Source organism: Rufibacter sp. JT20002 (assembly GCF_056491185.1).
On the sequence record NZ_JBSZJY010000002.1, the window covers coordinates 661,085 to 681,681 of the forward strand.

The 20,597-nt window shown below is 49.1% G+C and carries 14 protein-coding genes; all 14 read left to right on the forward strand.

Translation table 11 applies throughout. The annotated features are described in order from the left end of the window. The first annotated feature begins 3 nt into the window (after positions 1-3). The 14 genes from ACW9SV_RS12270 (at position 4) to pncA (ending at position 20,537) form a co-directional block, all read left to right on the forward strand. The gene (locus ACW9SV_RS12270; protein WP_479557058.1) at positions 4-789 is read left to right on the forward strand and encodes an enoyl-CoA hydratase-related protein; all 786 of its coding nucleotides are present in this window, start codon (positions 4-6) and stop codon (positions 787-789) included. Next, positions 786-1,946, forward strand: coding sequence for a 3-hydroxyacyl-CoA dehydrogenase NAD-binding domain-containing protein (locus ACW9SV_RS12275; protein WP_479557059.1), 1,161 nt, complete (start codon positions 786-788; stop codon positions 1,944-1,946). Before ACW9SV_RS12270 ends, ACW9SV_RS12275 begins: the two co-directional genes overlap by 4 nt. A gap of 162 nt (positions 1,947-2,108) precedes the next feature. Then, positions 2,109-3,314 carry a 3-oxoadipyl-CoA thiolase gene (gene pcaF / locus ACW9SV_RS12280; RefSeq protein WP_479557060.1) on the forward strand — a complete coding sequence of 402 codons (1,206 nt, stop codon included), beginning with the start codon at positions 2,109-2,111 and terminating at the stop codon, positions 3,312-3,314. Continuing rightward, positions 3,311-3,907 (forward strand): acyltransferase, encoded by a 597-nt coding sequence (locus ACW9SV_RS12285; RefSeq protein WP_479557061.1) that lies wholly within the window; start codon positions 3,311-3,313, stop codon positions 3,905-3,907. The genes pcaF and ACW9SV_RS12285 overlap by 4 nt, the downstream gene beginning before the upstream one ends. Before the next feature lie 110 nt (positions 3,908-4,017). Next, complete coding sequence (gene paaZ / locus ACW9SV_RS12290; RefSeq protein ID WP_479557062.1) at positions 4,018-6,069, forward strand: phenylacetic acid degradation bifunctional protein PaaZ; 2,052 nt, start codon at positions 4,018-4,020, stop codon at positions 6,067-6,069. 105 nt (positions 6,070-6,174) lie between these two features. Next, positions 6,175-6,939 carry an enoyl-CoA hydratase/isomerase family protein gene (locus ACW9SV_RS12295; protein ID WP_479557063.1) on the forward strand — a complete coding sequence of 255 codons (765 nt, stop codon included), beginning with the start codon at positions 6,175-6,177 and terminating at the stop codon, positions 6,937-6,939. A 374-nt stretch (positions 6,940-7,313) separates the two neighbouring features. Continuing rightward, on the forward strand, positions 7,314-7,889 hold the full coding sequence (locus ACW9SV_RS12300) for an RNA polymerase sigma factor (RefSeq protein ID WP_479557064.1): 576 nt from the start codon (positions 7,314-7,316) through the stop codon (positions 7,887-7,889). A gap of 275 nt (positions 7,890-8,164) precedes the next feature. Next, complete coding sequence (locus tag ACW9SV_RS12305) at positions 8,165-9,148, forward strand: FecR family protein (protein ID WP_479557065.1); 984 nt, start codon at positions 8,165-8,167, stop codon at positions 9,146-9,148. Between the two features lie 85 nt (positions 9,149-9,233). Continuing rightward, a complete protein-coding gene (locus ACW9SV_RS12310; RefSeq protein WP_479557066.1) occupies positions 9,234-12,659 on the forward strand; it encodes a SusC/RagA family TonB-linked outer membrane protein in 3,426 nt (1,141 codons plus the stop codon). Between the two features lie 10 nt (positions 12,660-12,669). Continuing rightward, positions 12,670-14,106, forward strand: coding sequence for a RagB/SusD family nutrient uptake outer membrane protein (locus tag ACW9SV_RS12315; protein ID WP_479557067.1), 1,437 nt, complete (start codon positions 12,670-12,672; stop codon positions 14,104-14,106). Positions 14,107-14,226: 120 nt separating this feature from the next. Beyond that, on the forward strand, positions 14,227-17,076 hold the full coding sequence (locus ACW9SV_RS12320; RefSeq protein ID WP_479557068.1) for a M16 family metallopeptidase: 2,850 nt from the start codon (positions 14,227-14,229) through the stop codon (positions 17,074-17,076). Between the two features lie 252 nt (positions 17,077-17,328). Then, a complete protein-coding gene (gene proB, locus ACW9SV_RS12325; protein ID WP_479557069.1) occupies positions 17,329-18,423 on the forward strand; it encodes a glutamate 5-kinase in 1,095 nt (364 codons plus the stop codon). A gap of 77 nt (positions 18,424-18,500) precedes the next feature. Continuing rightward, complete coding sequence (locus ACW9SV_RS12330) at positions 18,501-19,748, forward strand: glutamate-5-semialdehyde dehydrogenase (protein WP_479557070.1); 1,248 nt, start codon at positions 18,501-18,503, stop codon at positions 19,746-19,748. 177 nt (positions 19,749-19,925) lie between these two features. Beyond that, positions 19,926-20,537: a bifunctional nicotinamidase/pyrazinamidase gene (gene pncA / locus ACW9SV_RS12335; RefSeq protein ID WP_479557071.1), complete on the forward strand. Its 612-nt coding sequence runs from the start codon at positions 19,926-19,928 to the stop codon at positions 20,535-20,537. Positions 20,538-20,597 lie beyond the last annotated feature (60 nt).

Sequence of the window (20,597 nt, forward strand, 5' to 3'; positions counted from 1 at the left end):
ACTATGACCGAAAGTACTTTCATCACCTATTCTTTGGAAAACGGGGTGGCCACGCTCACGCTTAACCGGCCCAACGTTTTCAACAGCTTCAACCGTGAAATGGCCTTGGCCCTACAGGAGCACCTGCATAGTATAAGTCAAGATGATGACGTGCGGGCGGTGGTGCTCACCGGCGAGGGCAAAGCCTTTTGTGCTGGCCAGGACTTAGCCGAGGCCACCGGGCCCGATAGCATGGAGATCTCTGAGATTGTGGTACAGCACTACAACCCCATCATCTTGCAGCTGCGTGAGTTGAACAAACCCGTATTAGCGGCGGTGAACGGGGTAGCAGCGGGGGCAGGGGCCAACCTGGCCTTAGCTTGTGACTTGGTGGTGGCCAAAGAATCGGCTTCGTTTATACAAGCATTCAGCAAAATAGGCTTGATTCCAGACAGCGCGGGTACGTTTTTCCTGCCCCGCCTCATTGGTTTGCAACGGGCCTCGGCCCTGATGATGACTGGTGACAAAGTGAGCGCCCAGGAAGCTGTACAAATGGGGATGATTTACAAGGCTTTTCCAGATGAGGCTTTTGAAACAGAAGTAACTGCCTTGGCTCAAAAACTTGCTCAAATGCCCACCAAAGGCTTGGCATATACAAAGCAGTTGCTCAATGTGACTTTCCAGAACACCCTCTCAGAGCAGCTTGAGCAGGAAGCGGTTTATCAGCAACGGGCCGGGCAGACAAGTGACTTCAAGGAAGGGGTAGAGGCTTTTATTCAGAAACGTAAACCTAATTTTACCGGGCAATGATTGTTGGGATAATTGGGAGCGGAGCCATGGGCTCAGGCATCGCGCAGGTTATTGCTACGGCGGGTCACAAGGTGCATTTACTTGATAAGAACACTCAGGCACTTGCACGCGCCTCCACACAAATCAAAGACTCCTTGCGCAAACTTTCGTCCAAGGGTAAACTATCTGAAAATGAGGCCTCGGAAATTTTGGATCGGTTGAACTTCACGGAAGCGCATCAGGATTTCGGAAATTGTGACCTTGTGCTGGAAGCGGTGGTTGAAGATCTGGAGGTAAAGCAGAACTTATTCAAAGAAGTGGAAATGATTGTGGCCGAGGATTGTATACTGGCCAGTAACACCTCTTCTTTATCAATTGCCTCCATCGCCTCGGCTTGTGAAAAGCCGGAGCGTTTCATCGGCATTCACTTTTTCAACCCGGCTCCCCTGATGCCCCTAGTGGAGATCATCCCGGCCGTGCAGACCCGCGAAGGTCTGGCAGAGGAAATCAAAGCTCTGGTTCAGTCCTGGGGTAAATTGCCCGTGATCACTAAAGATACACCCGGTTTTATCGTGAACCGCGTGGCGCGTCCGTTCTACGGAGAGGCCATCCGGATGTACGAGGAAGGCTTGGCAGATGTAGCCACCATTGACTGGGCCATGACCGAACTGGGAGGATTCAAGATGGGCCCTTTCACCCTGATGGACTTCATCGGACATGATGTAAATTATCGCGTCACGGAATCGGTGTTTACGTCCTTCTTTTACGATTCCAGGTACAAACCATCCTTCACCCAGAAACGCCTTTTTGAAGCGGGATTCTACGGCCGAAAATCCGGCAGAGGTTTTTATGATTACCGCGAAGGTGTCAGCTTGCCAGAACCTACCAAAGATGAGGAACTAGGCAATTACATCCTGAACCGCATCTTGGTTATGCTCATCAACGAAGCAATAGATGCTTTGGCCTTAAAGGTAGCCACCAAAGAAGACTTGGAGATAGCCATGACCAAAGGCGTGAACTACCCCAAGGGGTTGCTGGCCTGGGCCGATGAATTTGGCCTGGAGCACATTTTGGCAAACCTGGAAGCCCTCTACAAAGAATACCACGAAGACCGATACCGCGCCAGCCCACTCCTCAGAAAAATGGTTCGGGAGAACAAGACCTTCTTTCCTGCATAAGGAAAAGCATTTAGAGGCTCTTTTTTAAAAAAACAGCCGCAAAAAGCCTAAAAGTTGACTTGGGCGGGCATTACAAATGCTTCTTTTTGAAAGGGCCATACACCAAATTGACTACAAAACTTATTAAATCACTAAGGGTCAAATAACCATAGCAGACTATACATGAAACAAGCATATCTAGTAGACGGTATCAGAACCCCCATCGGGAACTTTGGTGGGTCCTTGGCTACGGTTCGGCCGGATGATTTAGGGGCTTTGGTAATTCAGGAACTGCTGAAGCGAAACCCCTCCGTTGATCCCGCAGCCATTGCAGATGTGATTATGGGTTGCGCCAATCAGGCCGGTGAAGATAACCGCAATGTGGCCCGTATGTCTCTACTATTGGCTGGTTTGCCGTTTTCGGTGCCGGGTGAAACCATCAACCGGCTATGTGCCTCAGGTTTGTCGGCCTCTGTGGCGGCGGCAAGGGCTATTCAGTGCGGAGACGGAGATCTGTTTGTGGCGGGCGGCTTGGAAAATATGACCCGTGGTCCATGGGTTATTTCTAAAACCAGCACCCCGTTCGGCCGCGATGCCCAGATGTTTGATTCCAGTTTTGGCTGGCGCTTTGTGAACCCTAAGATCCATGAAGTGTTCGGGACAGATGGGATGGGCGAAACCGCCGAGAACCTCGCCCGCCGGGAGGGCATTACCCGCGAAGACCAGGATGCGTTTGCACTATGGTCTCAGCAAAAGGCCACCAAAGCTCAGGAGGCCGGCCGGTTTACCGAAGAGATCGTGCCCGTAAGCATTCCGCAGAAAAAAGGCGAGGCCAAGATTTTTGCCCAGGATGAATTCATTAAACCTACTACTACCTTAGAGGTTTTAGCCAAGCTTAAGCCCGCTTTTCACAAAGAAGGAACTGTTACTGCTGGTAATGCCTCAGGGCTGAATGACGGGGCCGCTGCGTTGTTGTTCGCGTCAGAAGAAGCGTTGAGGCAATTTAATCTTACGCCTAAAGCTCGCTACGTTTCTATGGGTGCGGCTGGGGTAGAGCCTCGTTACATGGGTATGGGGCCCGTGCCAGCCACTCAACTGGCGTTGCAGAAAGCAGGTCTAAGCCTGAAAGAAATCGACCTGATTGAAATCAATGAAGCCTTTGCCTCGCAGGTACTGACGTGCACCCGTGCATTAGGCCTAGACGATCAGGACCCGCGCATCAACCCCAACGGAGGGGCCATTGCCTTAGGTCACCCTCTTGGGATGAGTGGGGCCAGAATCCTCAACTCGGCGGCCATAGAACTCCACAAACAGAACAAGCGCTATGCCTTAATAACCATGTGCGTGGGCGTGGGGCAAGGGTACGCAGCCATTATTGAACGGGTATGATCTACGAATTCAAAGGCTACGTGCCCGTGGTGCACGAAAGTGCTTTTGTGCATCCGCAGGCGGTGGTCACGGGTAATGTGATCATCGGGAAAAACGTGTACGTGGGTCCGGGAGCTGCCATCAGGGGCGATTGGGGCGCCATCATCATTGAAGACAACTGCAATGTGCAGGAAAACTGCACCATCCATATGTTTCCGGGCACTACGGTATTGCTGAAAGAGATGGCGCATATTGGCCATGGAGCCATCATTCACGGAGCTACCATTGGCCGCAACGTGATGGTGGGCATGAACGCCGTGGTAATGGACCGAGTGGAAATTGGGGATGAGAGTATTGTAGGCGCCTTGTGCTTTGTGCGCGCCGATGAAAAGATCCCGCCCCGGAGTGTGGTGGTGGGCAATCCGCATAAGATTGTGAAGCAGGTGAGTGAGGAAATGGTTGTCTGGAAAACCGAGGGCACCCAACTCTACATGCAACTGCCCGCCGATCTCCACGCTACGTTAAAGCCGTGCGAGCCACTGCGCGAAATTCCTGAAAACCGGAAAGCGCAGGAAGCCAGCTACCAAACTTGGAACGAGCGAAAGAAAGATTAGAGGGTTACTTTAACCCTGTTTCACCGAACTCAAGCCGAAATCTACCTTTAAGGTTTACCAGAGAGTAAAGATCATAAACTAGAAACAATTAGCTATCAAAGAGCAATCATATGGACGCAGTATTGCAGAATTACGCTTTAGGCCAATGGACGCCTGGTTCAGGCAAGGAAAGCGAAATTGTGGACGCGGTCACCGGTGAGTTCATCTGCCTGGCCTACAGCGGAGGTTTAGACTTCAACGCCATGATGGAGTACGCCCGGGCCAAGGGAAACCGAGCCCTCCGGAAGATGACCTTTCAGGAACGCGGCCGGATGCTGAAAGCCCTGGCACTGCACCTGCAGTCTAAGAAAGAAGATTTTTATAAACTAAGTTACCGTACCGGGGCCACCCGCGCCGATAGCTGGGTTGACATTGAAGGTGGTATAGGTAACCTGTTTGCATATGCCTCCTTGCGCAAGCAATTCCCAGACAAGCCTTACTTTGTGGAGGATGAACCTATTGGTTTATCAAAGGGGGGCACGTTTATGGGCCACCACATTCTGGTGCCTAAAGAAGGCGTGGCGGTGCACATCAACGCCTATAACTTTCCGGTGTGGGGAATGTTGGAGAAAATAGCAGTGAACCTGCTGGCAGGCATGCCGGCCATTGTAAAGCCTGCGCCCATCACGGCATTTTTGACAGAAGCCGTAGTCCGGGAAATCATCGCCTCCAATCTGTTGCCCGAAGGTGCCTTACAACTAGTCACGGGTACTGGCGAAGGCATTCTGGACCATGTTACGTACCAGGATGTGGTAACCTTCACGGGTTCTGCCCATACTGGCCGTTTGCTTAAGGCGCACCCAAGGCTCATCCAGGAAGCCGTGCCGTTTACCATGGAAGCCGATTCTCTGAATAGTTCCGTTTTAGGCGAGGATGCGGTGCCCGGCACCCCTGAGTTCGACCTGTTCATCAAGGAAATCCGGAAGGAGATCACCGCTAAGGCGGGTCAGAAATGTACGGCCATCCGGCGGGCCATCGTCCCTGAGAAGCTGGTAGAAGATGTGCAGATTGCTTTAGGAAAAGAGCTCTCAAAAACAGCTATTGGTAATCCGCAGGCCGAGGGAGTACGCATGGGTTCCTTGGTGGGACGGGAGCAGTTGCAGAAGCTGCGCGAGCAGGTGAAAGAACTGGCTAAACAAACTCCTATTATTTACGGTGATCTGGACAAGGTCAACCTCATCGGGGCCGATCAGGAGAAAGGGGCATTTATATCACCTATCGTCATGCTCAATTCCGAGCCTTTCCGGTTCACCAACACCCACGAGGTAGAAGCATTTGGTCCAGTTGCCACGCTTATGCCTTACAAGAACCTGGACGAAGCCATCGAGTTAACCAAAATGGGGAAGGGGTCTTTGGTTTCCTCCATCGCCACGGCAGACCCGGTAATCGCTCAGGAATTTGCGATCGGGGCGGCCACGCACCACGGACGTATTTTGGTCTTAGACAATGCCTGCGCAAAAGAAAGCACCGGCCACGGTTCACCTATGCCCATGCTGACGCACGGTGGTCCGGGTAGGGCTGGCGGTGGCGAAGAGATGGGCGGCGTACGCGGCGTGAAGCACTTTATGCAACGGACGGCTATTCAAGGTTCTCCCACCATGATCACCGCCATTACCGGGGTGTACCAACAAGGCGCCAAGCAGATTGAAAAAGACGTACATCCTTTCCGGAAACATTTTGAAGAACTGGAGATCTCCGAAACCTGGGTGACGCACCGGCATACGGTAACAGAAGCAGACATCACCAACTTCGCCAACGTTTCTGGTGACCATTTCTACGCCCACGTAGATGCCACTTCTTTGGAAGGTACTTTATTCACGGGCCGCGTAGCCCACGGCTACTACATCCTTTCCAAAGCGGCCGGTATGTTTGTCGATCCCAAGAAAGGCCCAGTGCTCTTGAACTACGGATTGGAAAACTGCCGCTTTACCAAGCCGGTGTACCCGGGCATGACCATTGGGGTGAAGTTGACGGTGAAAGAAAAAGTAGCCCAGGAAAAACGCAGCGAAGAAGACGTAGCCAAAGGCATTGTGAAATGGCTTGTGGATGTGACGGATGAAACCGGCGACACCGTAGCCATTGCCACTATCATGACCATGGTGAAGAAATTAGACCAGGCATAAATTACAACAGGCCCTTAGTTTTAGGTCTTCTTTGATAAACTAGCCCCTAATCCAAAGGCCTTTCTTTAACCCAATATTTCTACTCTTCAAATAGACGTGAACATAATGAACCAAACAGGTAATGTAGAGATCACCTTTACCGAAGCAGGTGTTGGTACTATTTCCTTTTTCCACCCTTCCCATAATTCCTTGCCAGGTACCTTGTTGAACCAATTGGCCCAGACCATATTACAGGCTGGTCAGGATGATAGAGTGAAGGTCATCGTGCTAAGAAGTGAAGGGGAACGTACCTTTTGCGCTGGTGCCAGCTTTGATGAACTAATCGCCATCCAGAACAAGGAACAGGGCTTGGAGTTCTTTTCAGGTTTCGCCAAAGTAATCAATGCTTGCCGTACCTGCGGGAAAATCATAATCGGAAGAGTACAGGGCAAAGCCATTGGGGGCGGAGTGGGTGTAGCGGCCGCCACCGATTACTGTTTTGCCACGCAGCAAGCCTCGGTGAAGTTGAGTGAGATAGCCGTGGGTATCGGGCCCTTTGTAGTAGGTCCGGCCGTAGAGCGGAAGATAGGTTTGTCTGCTTTCTCGCAATTAGCTTTAGATGCCGGCGAGTTCAGGTCTGCGGCTTGGGCCCAGGAGAAAGGCTTATACGCCCAATTGTTCGAAACTACGGAGGCAATGGACGCTGCCGTTCATGCCTTTGCGGCTAAACTTGCTTCTTACAGCCCTGATGCTTTAACTGCTCTTAAACAGGTATTTTGGCAAGGAACAGAACACTGGGATAAACTTTTGGTGGATAGGGCAGGCATTAGCGGAACACTTGTATTATCTGATTTCACCCGGAATTTCATTCAGGAATTCAAGTCAAAATAAAGTTCAAAGTAAATAAAGGATAACCAACACCCCGGCAGGGCTACTTTTATAAAAGTAGCCCTGCCGGGGTGTTTCTTTTTAAGGTACAAGCCAACTTTCGTGAAGAGATGATTACCCTTTCATCGTTTTACACAAACTTAAACCCTGTTAATCAATAACTTTCAAGGCAGAGGTTTTGCCTTATTTTCAGTCCAAAATCATTATTTGATGAATACTAGGGATGGAAAATTAAAAGTTTATTAAAGAACTATTGTTTAATTTAACAATATTATAACCTGTTTTTAATATTTTAACAATTATTTGATTTACATAAGATAAAATATAATATTAGATTATAATATTCTTCAGAATCCATGCAGGCACGTGTGCTTTATATGTCTTCTTTACCCGATGAGCAACTTTGGGAGTTGATCCGGCAAGATGATATAGAAGCTTTTAACACCCTTTACCGCAAGCACTGGAAACAACTGTTCAACGCCGCGTACAAACGTCTGCAAGACAAAGAAGCTTGTGAAGAATTGGTGCAGGACTTATTTGTCTACTTGTACAGTTCACGGCATCAATTAGAAATAAGCCAATCTTTAACCGGTTATTTGCACTCAGCGGTTAGGAACAAGGTTCTCAATTGCCTACGTCAAAAAGCCACTGAACAGAAGCATGTTCACCAAGCTACTTCTCTCCATGAAGAAACTTACCACCATGTGGAGCTGTCCGTTGAATTCAATGAACTGGCGCAAGCCCTCCAATTACATGTGGAGCAAATGCCGGAAAGAAACCGTGAGGTTTACCTCTTAAACCGCGAGCAACACCTATCTGTGCAGGAAGTAGCACAGCACCTTCAAAGACCGGTCTCAACCGTGGAGAAACAACTGAAGAAAGCCCTGTCTTATTTGCGGCTGCACCTCCAAGATTATTTCCTACTGATTCTTTTCTTCCAAATCCTAGGATAGATCATCTTTAGGTAATGTAAGTACCTGCCCATTACCGCTTTTAACCCCTTTTTGGGAAAGTAGCCTGCAAAAAGGAATTAATATTCCCTACTCAAATAATCCGCTCAACCAGCAAGTCATCAATGAGGCTTTTGCCTCCTAGGTTTTTCTAAGTAACCTGTTTCAAGGTCCATGCTATTATAAGTTAAATTATTTTTAAAACCAGTGGCGGTTTGTGATGCGCACAGGTGTCATAGAAGTATACCAGCCATTTACACAAAAGCTGGTAAACTAGAATGAGCAACAGAATCTCTCCCCATTTGATTGATAAGTACCTGGCCAATAACTGCACCCCTGAAGAAAAGCAAGAGGTGGAGCGTTGGTACACATCATTTGAAGCCAATGGAGACATTCTGGATAGCTACTCTGAAAAGGATCGGGTAAGCCTCGAAAATAAAATGCTTGCTGGCATCCATCAAAAGCTTTCTGATGAAGGAAGAAAGAGTTCGTCTTTTAAACCCGTTACTAGCCCTTCACCAAAATCTTTGTGGCTAAAAGTGGCGGCTATTTTCTTAATTCTTACAGCTAGTGTTTTAGGAATATACCAGTTCTCTATCAATCAAGACAAAGTATATGAAACCGCCTTTGGCGAGCGCCACATCATCATGCTCCCCGATGGGTCTAAAGTAGTGCTGAACGGAAAATCCTCCATGCGCTCCGCCAAGGAATGGTCCTCAGACTCAGAAAGGGAAGTTTGGTTAACGGGGGAAGCTTTCTTTTCAGTGCAGCACACGAAAAACCACCAGAAGTTTCTGGTCCATACCTCTGATGGGGTAACGGTGGAAGTGTTGGGCACTGAGTTCAACGTGAAGAAACGGCAAAGCGGCACCCAAGTGGTGTTGCGTGAAGGAAGCATCCGGCTACACGTGGAAAGCACATCAGAAAACAAGCCTCAAAGCCTGTTATTAAAACCCGGAGACTTAATTGAGGTAAACACGACCACCCGAAAGGTTAGCAAAAAGGCGGTAAAACCTGAGAAATACACCTCCTGGCAGGCGCCCCAGATGGTATTTGAGAACACACCTGTCCGGGAAATTGTGGAGATGCTGCGGGAAACCTACGGGTACGAGGTAGTAGTGCAGGATGAAGAATTCTTAACCACGTTGGTGACTGGTCTGGTGCCGAATGACAATGTGCAGGTGTTGCTAGCGGCTTTAGGTGAAACGTTAGGAGTGGATATCACCCAGGAGAAAAAACGCTTACTTATTTCTAAAAAATAACTGAAAAATACCTTTCTGATTAGTGCGCCAAAACGCACCTGGATTTCTATTGCCTATACTTTCTCAACCCTTTGAGCTTTAAGCTATGCAGAAAATCTACTTTTTACCGCTGCTTTTTGTCTGGGCAAGTACCAACCCCCTGTCGTTTGCGCAGGAGGCGCCCCAATTTTCCTCAATACCCGCCGTACGGTTGGGACCTTCTAAAGGGGACCGGGGTTTGCAGCCCCAAAAACTTGAAACGAGCCTAAAACAGCTGGAAAAAACCTACCGGGTTTCTTTCTTCTACCAGAGCAAATTAGTGGCAGGGAAAACGGTACTACCCGTTGCCAACCACCGAACGGTAGAAGAGGCCTTAGACGAGGTGCTTTCTAAAACAGGGCTTACCTACAGAAAAGTAAGGGAGGGTTTTTATGCCATTTCCCCAAAAAAAGATAAAACCAGCTACATGTCTGTTGATGCAGAAGCTGTTCCAACCGAGGTACCTGCTGCCAAACTCTCCCCCAAGGGTGAGGTGGCAACCTCTGTTGGGCAGCAAAAAGACATTCCTGTCACGGGTCGCGTGTCAGATGCAAAAGGCGGACCTTTGCCTGGGGTGAGCATCAGCATTAACGGCACTACCAGAGGCACCATGACCGAAGGGGACGGCTCCTTCCGGCTTACCGTCCCTGAAGGGGCTACGTTGACCTTTTCTTACCTGGGATTCCAGAAAGCGGAAGTTGCCCTGAACGGGAGAACCATCTTAGACGTGCAGCTAACCCCTGACCAGACCACCCTCAACGAAGTGGTGGTCCTTGGGTATAGCACCGTGGAGAAGAAAGATTTAACCGGTTCCATCGCAACTATTAAGGCTGAAGATCTGCAAATCTCCGGGATACAAAGCTTTGACCAACTGCTAACGGGCCGGGCAACGGGTGTAATGGTCATGCAGAATTCCGGGGCGCCGGGTTCAGGGGCTACCATCAACATCAGGGGAGCCCAAACGCTTACGGGGGACAATGAACCATTGTACGTAATTGACGGTGTGCCCATCCTCAAAGTCCAGCAGTTTGGGGAGAACTCAGCGGCTTCCTTCACCCCGCGCGAGAACCCTCTATTAACTCTAAACCCCAACGATATCGCCAGTATTGACATCCTCAAAGATGCCTCGGCGGCGGGTATCTACGGCGCCAGGGCAGCCAACGGCGTCATCATTGTCACCACTAAAAGAGGAAAATTCGGGCAGAAGCCAACGCTCAACTTCAACTACACCCATTCCTTTCAACGGGTAGCGAATACCTATGACATGCTGAACGCTACCGAGTTCGCAAGTTACCTGACCCAACTGAATGGCCCTCAAAAGCCCGGTCCGGGGAATACGAATTGGATGAATGAACTTCTGGAGGAGAATGCCAGCATCAAGGAAGCCAACATTTCCATCAGGGGCGGCTCTGACAATGCTGCTTATGCCTTGTCGGTCTCGTCTGCTGATCAGGAGGGGTTAGTGAAAAAATCAGGGCTGAAAAGATACAGCATCCGGTTGACGGTAGACACCAAGGTAAACGAACGGCTATCCTTTGGGGCTACGGCCAATTACTCCCATTCCAAAACCTTTAATGCCGGACTGGACCGTATTTCCAGTGTCATCAATTTTAGGCCAGATTTCCCAATCTATAATGAAAACGGAGATTACTACACCGGCAACACCTCGGGGTTGAACCTCATCAACCCGGTAATGCAGAACACCAGGAAAAACGAAGGCATTGCCCGCAACATATTGGCGAACGGATTCATGGAAGTGAAACTCCTGGAGGGCCTAAAGTTCAGAACCTCCGTGAACGTGGGGGAACTGGCCAGTGCCCAGAACAACTTCACGCCCAAACGTCTGAGAATGCCTTTGGGACAAGCACAGCTCTTCCAGAATGACTTCACTTCTACCAGCCTCACCTTTGACAACACCTTCAATTACCTCAGAACCTTCAAGGAAATCCATTCTGTAAATGCGGTGGTGGGAGCTTCCTGGTTTAACAGTATCGACGAGGTAACGGGCCGGGAGTACCTTGATTTTCCCGATGATGAAGTGTTGACGAACCCAGGCTCAGCGAACAAGGCCATGCCTGTAACTAATACCAAAGTGGAAGGAGGGCTGAACTCCTATTTCGGGCGGGTGGACTATGGTTTACGGGACCGCTACCTCTTAACGCTCACAGGTAGATATGACGGTTCTTCCAAGTTTGGTCCCGGAAACAAATGGGGGTTCTTCCCTTCAGTCGCTGTGGGGTGGAAGGTACACAACGAGCCCTTCATGGCTGACTTCCCGGTAGTGAACAACCTGAAGCTGCGGGCCAGTGTGGGGAAAACAGGAAATGCCAACTTTGCCGGATTCCTGTACGAGACCTTTTTTGGGGCCGGTTTCCGGTACAACGGAGAGAATGGGTTAGCGCCTTTGGGAGTACCTAACCGCGACATTCAGTGGGAAACCACCAAGCAGGTAGACGTGGCGTTGGAGTTTGGTTTGTTCCAGGACCGGATCTTTGGGGAGATAGGGTTCTTCTCCAAAAAGACCAACGGCTTGTTGACGTATGCGCCTATACCCGGGCAATTGGGTTTTGGGCAGCAAATTCAGAACCGGGCCGATCTCCAGAACCTGGGCTACGAAGTCCAGATTGGGGGCGACATCATCAGAACGCCCATGGTTAGGTGGTCTTCCACGTTCAACTATTCCCGCATCAAAAATGAAGTCACCAGTCTAAACGGAGGCTATGTATTTTCCGGGGGCGGAAACGGAAACATCCGGGAAGGGGAGCCCCTTGGTTTCATCATGGGCTATGTGGTAGAAGGCATCTTCCAGACGGCTGATGAGATTAATGCCCTCAACACCCAAGCCCAAGCGGGTGGAGGCGCTTTTTACCAGGTGGAGAAAACCTCGCCAGGCGATTATAAATACAAAGACATAAGTGGCCCCAACGGCGTACCAGACGGCCGCATCACCAGCGATGACCGCACCATCATCGGATACATTCAACCCGATTATTATGGCGGCTGGTACAACAACATCAATTACAAAGGCTTTGATTTCTCCTTCCTCTTCACGTACGCCGCCGGCAACTCCAAGGAATGGCTTACCGGGGAAACCTTCCATTCAGGTTCCAGCAATGTGTTGAGAGATCAGGTGTATGACGCCTGGACCCCTGAAAACCCAGATGCAGAATTCCCAAGAGTCATTCTAGACGACCCCAATGATAACCGCCGCACCTCCACCGCCAATGTGCTGAAAGCCGATTACCTGAAGCTGAAGAACGTGCAGTTGGCTTATACCTTCCCAGAGAAAATGTTCAGCAAGGCGTACATCACAAGGGCGCAGGTGTTTGTGGCGGCCTCCAATATTTTCAGCATCACCAACTATCCGGGCTTAGATGCGGAAGCGGTTACCTCAGAGCGTCCGGTGGGCAACTCCACCATTGACAACGGCAGAGACCTGGAAGGCTATCCTTTCTCGCGCGTTATCTCCTTCGGAATCAACATTGGCTTTTAAACCTCAGACCATGAAAACCTATACCTATATTTTCCTTTTAGGGGCTACGTTCCTGGGAGCTTGTGGCCTCATGCAGGATGTGGAAGACATTGACCCTCTATACATGCTGGATTCAAACACCGTGATCACCGATGCCCCTTCCGCTGAGTTGGCCTTAAACGGGGTATACAACAGCTATTACCAGGGAGATTTTATGCCGTATATGGCTACCATCACCTCCCAATTAGGCGTGTCATCGGTGGCTACCCCCACCAACCCGGTCACTGATTACCAGCGGAATGACATCAAAGCCCATGACAATTTCTCCTCCAACATCCATTCTGGTCTGTATAACATGATCAACCGGGCCAACTGGGTGATTGACCGGGTAAGTGCTTTGCCCAACACGGGTTTTGCAGGCAACCGCAGAACGGAAATCATTGGGGAAGCCAAATACAATAGAGCCTTAGGCCATTTTTATTTGTTACGGTGTTTCGGGCAGTTCTGGGACAAGAACTCGCCCTTGGGTATTACGCTTAAAAAGGAACCTTCCCGTTCTGCCGAGATTTTCCCTCGCGACCGGGTGGAAGACGTGTACACCTATATTCTGAAAGACCTAGAGGAAGCCATTGCTGAAGCGCCAGCCTTCAAACAGCATTATTTTGCCAGTAGCGTGGCAGCTAAAGCATTAAAAGCGAAAGTGCAACTATTCCACCAAGACTTTGCGGGAGCTGCCGCCACGGCCAAGCAGATCATAGACGATAGGGCAGATGCGTATGAATTGGTGCCTACCTTCAATGAAGTATTTGCGCCTATTCCGGCCTCCTTCAACTCCAAAGAAGCGCTTTTCTCCGTGGCCACCAACGAAACCTCCTCCGTGGGTATGGACAACCTGTACTTTTTCTTTGCCCAGTACGCCATATCGCCTTACGTGAAAAGTCTTAAGGAACAAAGCGTGTTGATTGGTGGCACCTCCGTGAAGCTGGACAAAGGAAGAATAACCTTGACGGACAGTGTGCACTGCTTTGCCCCCAATGTTTGCTTCCCTATGAACGGGAAATTCCCTTTCCCAGGTGGCCCTACCAAGAGCACGTACTTCCACATGCGAATGGCAGAAGTTTACCTGATTTATGCCGAGGCGGAAGCTAGAAGCGGATCAATGGTTAATGCCTTAGAAGCCTTGAACCAGGTGAGAGCCCGGGCAGGGGCAGATCCTTACCCTGCCACTATCACGAAAGCAGAGTTACTGGAAGCCATTAGGGTAGAGAAGGTGATGGAGTTAGCCACGGAAAATGGGGAAGATTGGTTTGACTTGATCCGGTACGAAACCGTTGACCCTACTTTCATAATAACGGCTAAGAAACCCACCCTACTGGAAAGTTCAGCCCCGGGCGGAACCGAGAAGTATGTGATGCCTTTTCCCAGAAGCAGCATAGATGCCGGCCTTGCTCCCAACCCAGGTTACTGAGAAAACACATCTAACCTGTAAAGCATTAAAGTGCCGTTTTCAGCCTGTTTAAGCCATTCTTGCTTCAAAGTAGGAGATGGCCTGGCATTTCATTGAAGTTAAAATCTAGAAATCAACCTTATGTTACATAGAATTGGAATAAGCGTTCTGCTTGTAGTCGGGACTTTGGTTACGGCTGAGGCCCAAACGAAGCTCATTGAGAAGGTCACCAAAAAAGGAGATGAGTTCACCATTCCTTTTGAGAAGTATAAACTAGCCAACGGCTTGACCTTGATTGTGCACGAAGACCATTCTGACCCAGTAGTGCACGTGGATGTGACGTACCATGTTGGATCAGCCAGGGAGGAAGTGGGAAAATCTGGCTTCGCCCATTTCTTTGAGCACATGATGTTTCAGGGCACCGACCATTTAGCGGATGAGGAGCACGTCAAGATTGTGTCTGAGGCAGGCGGCACCATGAACGGAGGCACTTACCGGGATATCACCAATTACTATGAAACCATGCCCAGCAATCACCTGGAAACGGCTCTCTGGCTGGAGGCTGATCGCATGGGCTTCCTGCTGGATGCAGTGACCCAACAGAAATTTGAGGTGCAGCGCGAAACCGTGAAGAATGAGAGGGGGCAACGGGTAGACAACCAACCGTACGGGCGTGCCTCTGAGATCATAGACCAAACCATGTACCCACCCGGGCATCCGTATTCTTGGCCTGTGATTGGGTACGTAGAGGATCTTAACCGGGTGAACGTCCAGGATCTCAAAAACTTTTTCCTGCGCTGGTACGGCCCAAACAATGCTACCTTGTCGGTGGGTGGGGACGTGACGACTGCCGAAGTAATTAAATTAGCGGAAAAATACTTTGGGTCTATCCCTTCTGGTCCTGAAGTAGAAGATGTGCAACCAATTCTTCCCACCTTAGACAAAGACCGGTACGTATCTTACCAGGATAATGTGCGGTTTCCGATGCTGCGCATGTCTTTTCCTACGGTGCCAGGCGGGCACAAAGATGAGAACGCTCTCTCTGTGTTAGCCCAAGTGCTGGGCCAGGGAAATAGCTCTATTTTTTACAAAACGTTCGTAAAAGACCAGAAGGCAATATCTGCGTACGCCTACAATTCTGGCGGGGAACTGGCGGGAGAGTTCCATATCTCCATCACAGCCCTGCCAAATGCTTCGCTCTCCCAAACGGAGGATCTTTTACGAAAATCCATTGCTTCCTTTGAGGAAAGGGGGATTACGGACGATGATCTGATCCGGTACAAGGCTTCTGCGGAGGCTAGCCTGATCAACCGATTAGCAAGCGTAAATGGAAAGGTTTTCCAATTGGCTTTGTTTGAGACGTTTCAAAATACTCCCAACTACCTGCAGGAAACGTTGCGCAACATACAGGCCGTTACTAGAGAGGACGTGTTGAGAGTGTATAATCAATACTTGAAAGAAAAGCCTAGTGTAATTCTGAGTGTGGTGCCCAAAGGAGAAGAAAAACTAATAGCAAGGGCTGATAATTTCTCCATGAACACTAAACCGCCTACGAGCCCTCCGCAAGATTTCAGCCAATTAAAATACACCAAAGCAGTTGATTCTTTTGACCGGAGCAAGCGACCGGTTGTGGGAGCCGCCAAGACCGCCAAAGTACCGGAGTATTACACCGCCAAATTGAAAAACGGACTTAAAATCATAGGCACCAAGTCTGATGAAATCCCTACGGTTACGATCAAAATCACAGTGGAAGGTGGCCACCAGTTATCAGCGGCTACTCCTGGGAAGGCCGGCATCAGTGCCCTAACCGCCTCCATGATGAACGAAGACACTGAGAAGTTTACCTCAGAGGAGATTGCGCGCCAACTCAGCCAAATGGGTAGCAGTGTGTCCATTAACAGCGGTTCCCATGAAATGACCATTTATGTGAACTCACTTACTAAACACCTGAACAAAACCCTTGAATTGGTTGAAGAACGCCTATTGCACCCCAAGTTTGGCCAGGAAGATTTTGACCGGTTGAAGAAGCAGCAACTGGAAGGCATTGCCAACCAAGCCACGCAGCCCACTTCCATAGCCCACAATGTATATCAAACCCTTCTCTATGGTCCCGAGCATTATCAGGCAATTCCCACTTCCGGCACAACGGAGAGTGTGAGCAGTCTCACCTTGGAGGATGTGAAGCAATTCTACAAGACCAATTTTTCTCCTTTGGTGGCACGAATGGTTATCGTAAGTGACCTCAGCGAAAAGGAAATTCTCCAGAAACTTTCCTTTTTGGAAAGGTGGGAGAAAAAGAAGGTCTCCATTCCTACCGTAACGGCTGCCCCAGCTATTGACCAAACTCGAATTTACCTGGTAGACAAAAAGGATGCCGCGCAATCAGAGATTAGGATTGGGTACTTGGCTCTGCCTTTTGATGCTACGGGGGAGTACTTCAAGTCTAACCTGATGAACTTTGTGTTAGGGGGTGGGTTCAACAGTCGCTTGAACCTGAACCTGCGCGAAGACAAAGGCTATACCTACGGCGCTTTTTCGGGGTTTAGCGGAAACAAGAGTGGGGGAAACTTCACGGCCTATGCCGGAGTGCGAGCCGATGTCACGGCTGAGTCGGTGGCTGAGTTCATGAAGGAGATCAAAGCCTTCCAGAAAAGCGGCTTAAATGAGCAGGAACTTCAGTTTATGAAGAATTCAATTGGCCAGTCAGACGCGCGCAATTACGAAACCCCGTGGCAGAAAGCAGACTTCCTGGACCAGATAGTGGAGTTTGATTTAAGAAAGGATTTCATGAAAAGGCAGTCAAATATTTTAGCTGGAATGACTAAAACAGAGGTAAACGCTTTGGCCGCCAAGAACCTACCCGCTGATAAAATGCACATCCTGGTAGTGGGGGACAAGAAGACTGTTCTGCCAAAACTAATGACTCTAGGTTATGAAGTGGTTGAACTTGACCTTGAAGGACATCCTTTAAAAACTTCCAGTAAAAATTAAAATTTGCTTAGTTGGTTCAATACGAAAAAGCCCTTGATAAATTCAAGGGCTTTTTGGTTGTGCTCTAAACAAGAACAGGAATGATAAATAACTTCAAATTTCTCTAGGTTTATAGGGGGTTAATTATGCTTTTCTGAAAGAAATGCTTACATTCTATTTAAATTAATTTACAGCTGACCAATATTTTGAAAAAATATAGAATAATTGGGAGTAACCATTTAAAAATATTTATTCTTAAAGTGAGTGTCACCTATGCCATTCAGTTATAAAAGGATCATCGTCAAGATTGGCTCCAACGTGCTCACACAGGAAAACGGAATGCCCGATGAGGCCCGTATGCAGCACTTAGTGGAGCAAATCTCGACCCTAAAGAAAGAAGGAAAAGAAGTCATTGTGGTTTCCTCCGGAGCTGTAGCCTCAGGCCGAAGCTTGATTCAAATCCCCGAGAAGACTGATGCGGTAAGCGCCCGTCAGTTATTGGCTTCCGTGGGTCAGGTGAAGCTCATTAACACGTACTCGCAGCTGTTTAGCCACCATGGTTTGGTATGTGCGCAGGTGTTGGTGACCAAAGAAGACTTCCGGGATAGAGGTCATTACCTGAACATGAAGAATTGCTTTGGGGTATTGTTGCAGAACAACGTCATTCCCATTATCAATGAAAATGACGTAATCTCCGTCACCGAGCTGATGTTCACCGACAATGATGAACTGGCCGGGCTCATCGCCTCCATGTTGAATGCCGATGCTCTTCTGATCCTGAGCAATGTGAATGGTATTTACAACGGAGATCCCAAAGATCCGGCCAGTACCGTGATCAAAGACATAGATGCTTCCACTACGGGTTTCTCTTCCTTTGTGACCACTCAAAAGTCACAGTTCGGCCGGGGCGGCATGATCACCAAAAGCCACATGGCCCGGAAAGTGGCGCAATTGGGTATAGCCGTCCACATTGCCAATGGTAAAACCGAAAACGTGCTTCTGAAACTCCTGAAGGGTGAGGGTGAAAACACCCGTTTTCTGCCAGACAAGTCTGCTTCCGGTAAAAAGAAATGGGTAGCGCATTCGGGCACGTTCGCGAAGGGGGTAGTACAGATTAACCAAGGGGCGAAGAACGCTCTGTGCGGTTCTTTAACCGCGGTCAGCTTACTTCCTGTAGGAGTAGTTCACATACACGGAGATTTTCAGAAAGGAGACATCGTGAAACTGGTAGATGAGCAAAACCAGCAGGTAGGTTTCGGGATAGCCGAGTACGGTTCTGATAAAGCCCAGGAACGGCTTGGCTTGCAGAAGCAGAAACCCTTGGTGCATTATGATTACCTCTTCCTGAACCCTGAAATTCTGGTTTGAGTTGCTTTAAGCCTTTAATCTATAAAACAGAGGTAAACTACAACTGAACAGAAGTTTATCAGCACCAAATCAGAGACATGAACTACATTGATTACTTCAGAAACACACAGGACGCCAGTAGATCATTAGGGCTGCTCTCTTCAGACAAAATAAACGCCATCATCAGAGATGTAGGCACAGAGGCTTTGGCGCAGAAAGAGCAACTCCTTTCCGAAAACCAGAAAGATTTGGCCCGCATGGCTCCGGAAGACCCCAGATTTGACCGGTTAAAATTATCTGAGGTTCGCCTCCAAGACATAGCTCATGACTTGGAAAACGTGGCGAGTTTAACCTCTCCGCTGGGGGAAGTACTTTTGCAAAAGGAGCTGGAAAACGGACTGCACCTCTCCAAAGTTCGCGTGCCATTAGGAGTGGTCGGCGTGATTTATGAAGCTCGCCCAAATGTCACGTTTGATGTGTTTTCGCTTTGCCTGAAAACCGGAAATGCTAGTCTACTGAAAGGCGGCAGCGATGCCGAATTCTCCAATAAAGCCATTATCAGCGTTATCCATCAGGTGCTGGAAAGGCATGGAGTGAACCCCAATGTTGCCACCTTATTGCCTCCAGAGCGGCAGGCCACCGAAGCCCTTTTGAAAGCCATCGGGTTTGTGGATGTACTAATCCCTAGGGGAAGCCAGGGTTTAATAGATTACGTTAGGCAGCATGCCAAAGTACCCGTCATAGAAACTGGGGCGGGAATAGTGCATACCTACTTTGATGCCTCTGGCGATCTGGAGAAGGGCCAGAAAATCATCCATAATGCCAAAACCCGCAGGGTAAGTGTCTGTAATTCCTTGGATTGCCTACTGGTGCACCAAGGTCGTTTAGCAGATTTAAGCGACTTACTCAGTTCCTTGGCTCCGGAGCACGTGGAGATATTCGCGGATGCGCCCAGCTATGAAGCCTTAAAAACATCATATCCCTCTGGTTTGCTGCACACCGCCAATACTGAGCATTTTGGGACGGAGTTTCTTTCATTGAAGATGGCCGTGAAGACGGTGCAGGATTTAACCGAGGCTTTAGACCACATTGCTCGCCACAGCTCCAAACACAGCGAGGCCATTATCGCCGAAGATCATGAAACCCTGGAGACATTCCTGAACCGGGTAGATGCCGCCGCCGTGTATGCGAACGCCTCCACTGCCTTCACAGATGGGGCGCAGTTTGGTTTTGGGGCCGAAATAGGAATAAGCACTCAAAAACTCCATGCGCGTGGTCCAATGGGATTGGAGGAGCTTACCAGTTACAAATGGTTAGTCAGGGGGCAGGGTCAAACAAGAAGCTGAACTTTAATTATAAATTGTAATGTACTTTAAACAAGAATGTTAATGCTGGTCATCTTAATAACAGGGTGCCAACCTCTCTTTACTAAAATATACCCTCTACTACCATTTTCCTCTGCTTTTTCTGCGAAGTAAGCGGGATTGCCGTAAAAAGGTATTTTTGCACGAACTTCAAGAACTATGAAAGCACTTCTGCTGATAGATATTCAAAATGACTTTATCCCTGGCGGTGCCTTAGCCGTGCCGGAGGGAGATACCATTCTGCCCATTGTCAATGCTTTGCAGCCGCATTTTGATCTAGTCGTGGCAACCCAGGACTGGCACCCGCTTCTGCATAAAAGCTTTGCCTCACAACACCCCGGGAAACAAGTGTTTGAGACAACCCAGTTGCAGGGATTAGAGCAAGTTCTTTGGCCCGACCACTGTGTGCAAGGCACCGCAGGGGCTGAGTTTTCACCGGTTTTGGAGATGAACCGGGTAGAATCCATTTTCCGGAAGGGGACCGACCCTGAGATTGACTCTTATAGCGGGTTCTATGACAACGGCCACCTGAAGTCCACGGCCATGGCCGAATACCTGAGGGGGAAGGGAGTAACCCAGGTGTATCTGGTAGGCTTAGCCGCCGATTTCTGCGTTTATTTCACCGCTTTGGATGCCATTCAGGAAGGGTTCACCACCTATTTCATTGAAGATGCTACCAAAGCCATTAGCCCGGAAGGCTACCTCAAAGCCAAAGCCGATGTAGAAGCAAAAGGCGGGCATTTTATCCAAAGCCAAAGCATTCTAAAGTAAAACTCTCTCCCGTTTACCTATCGTTTTTACAAAATAGAAGTGAAACGGGAGAGAGGCAAT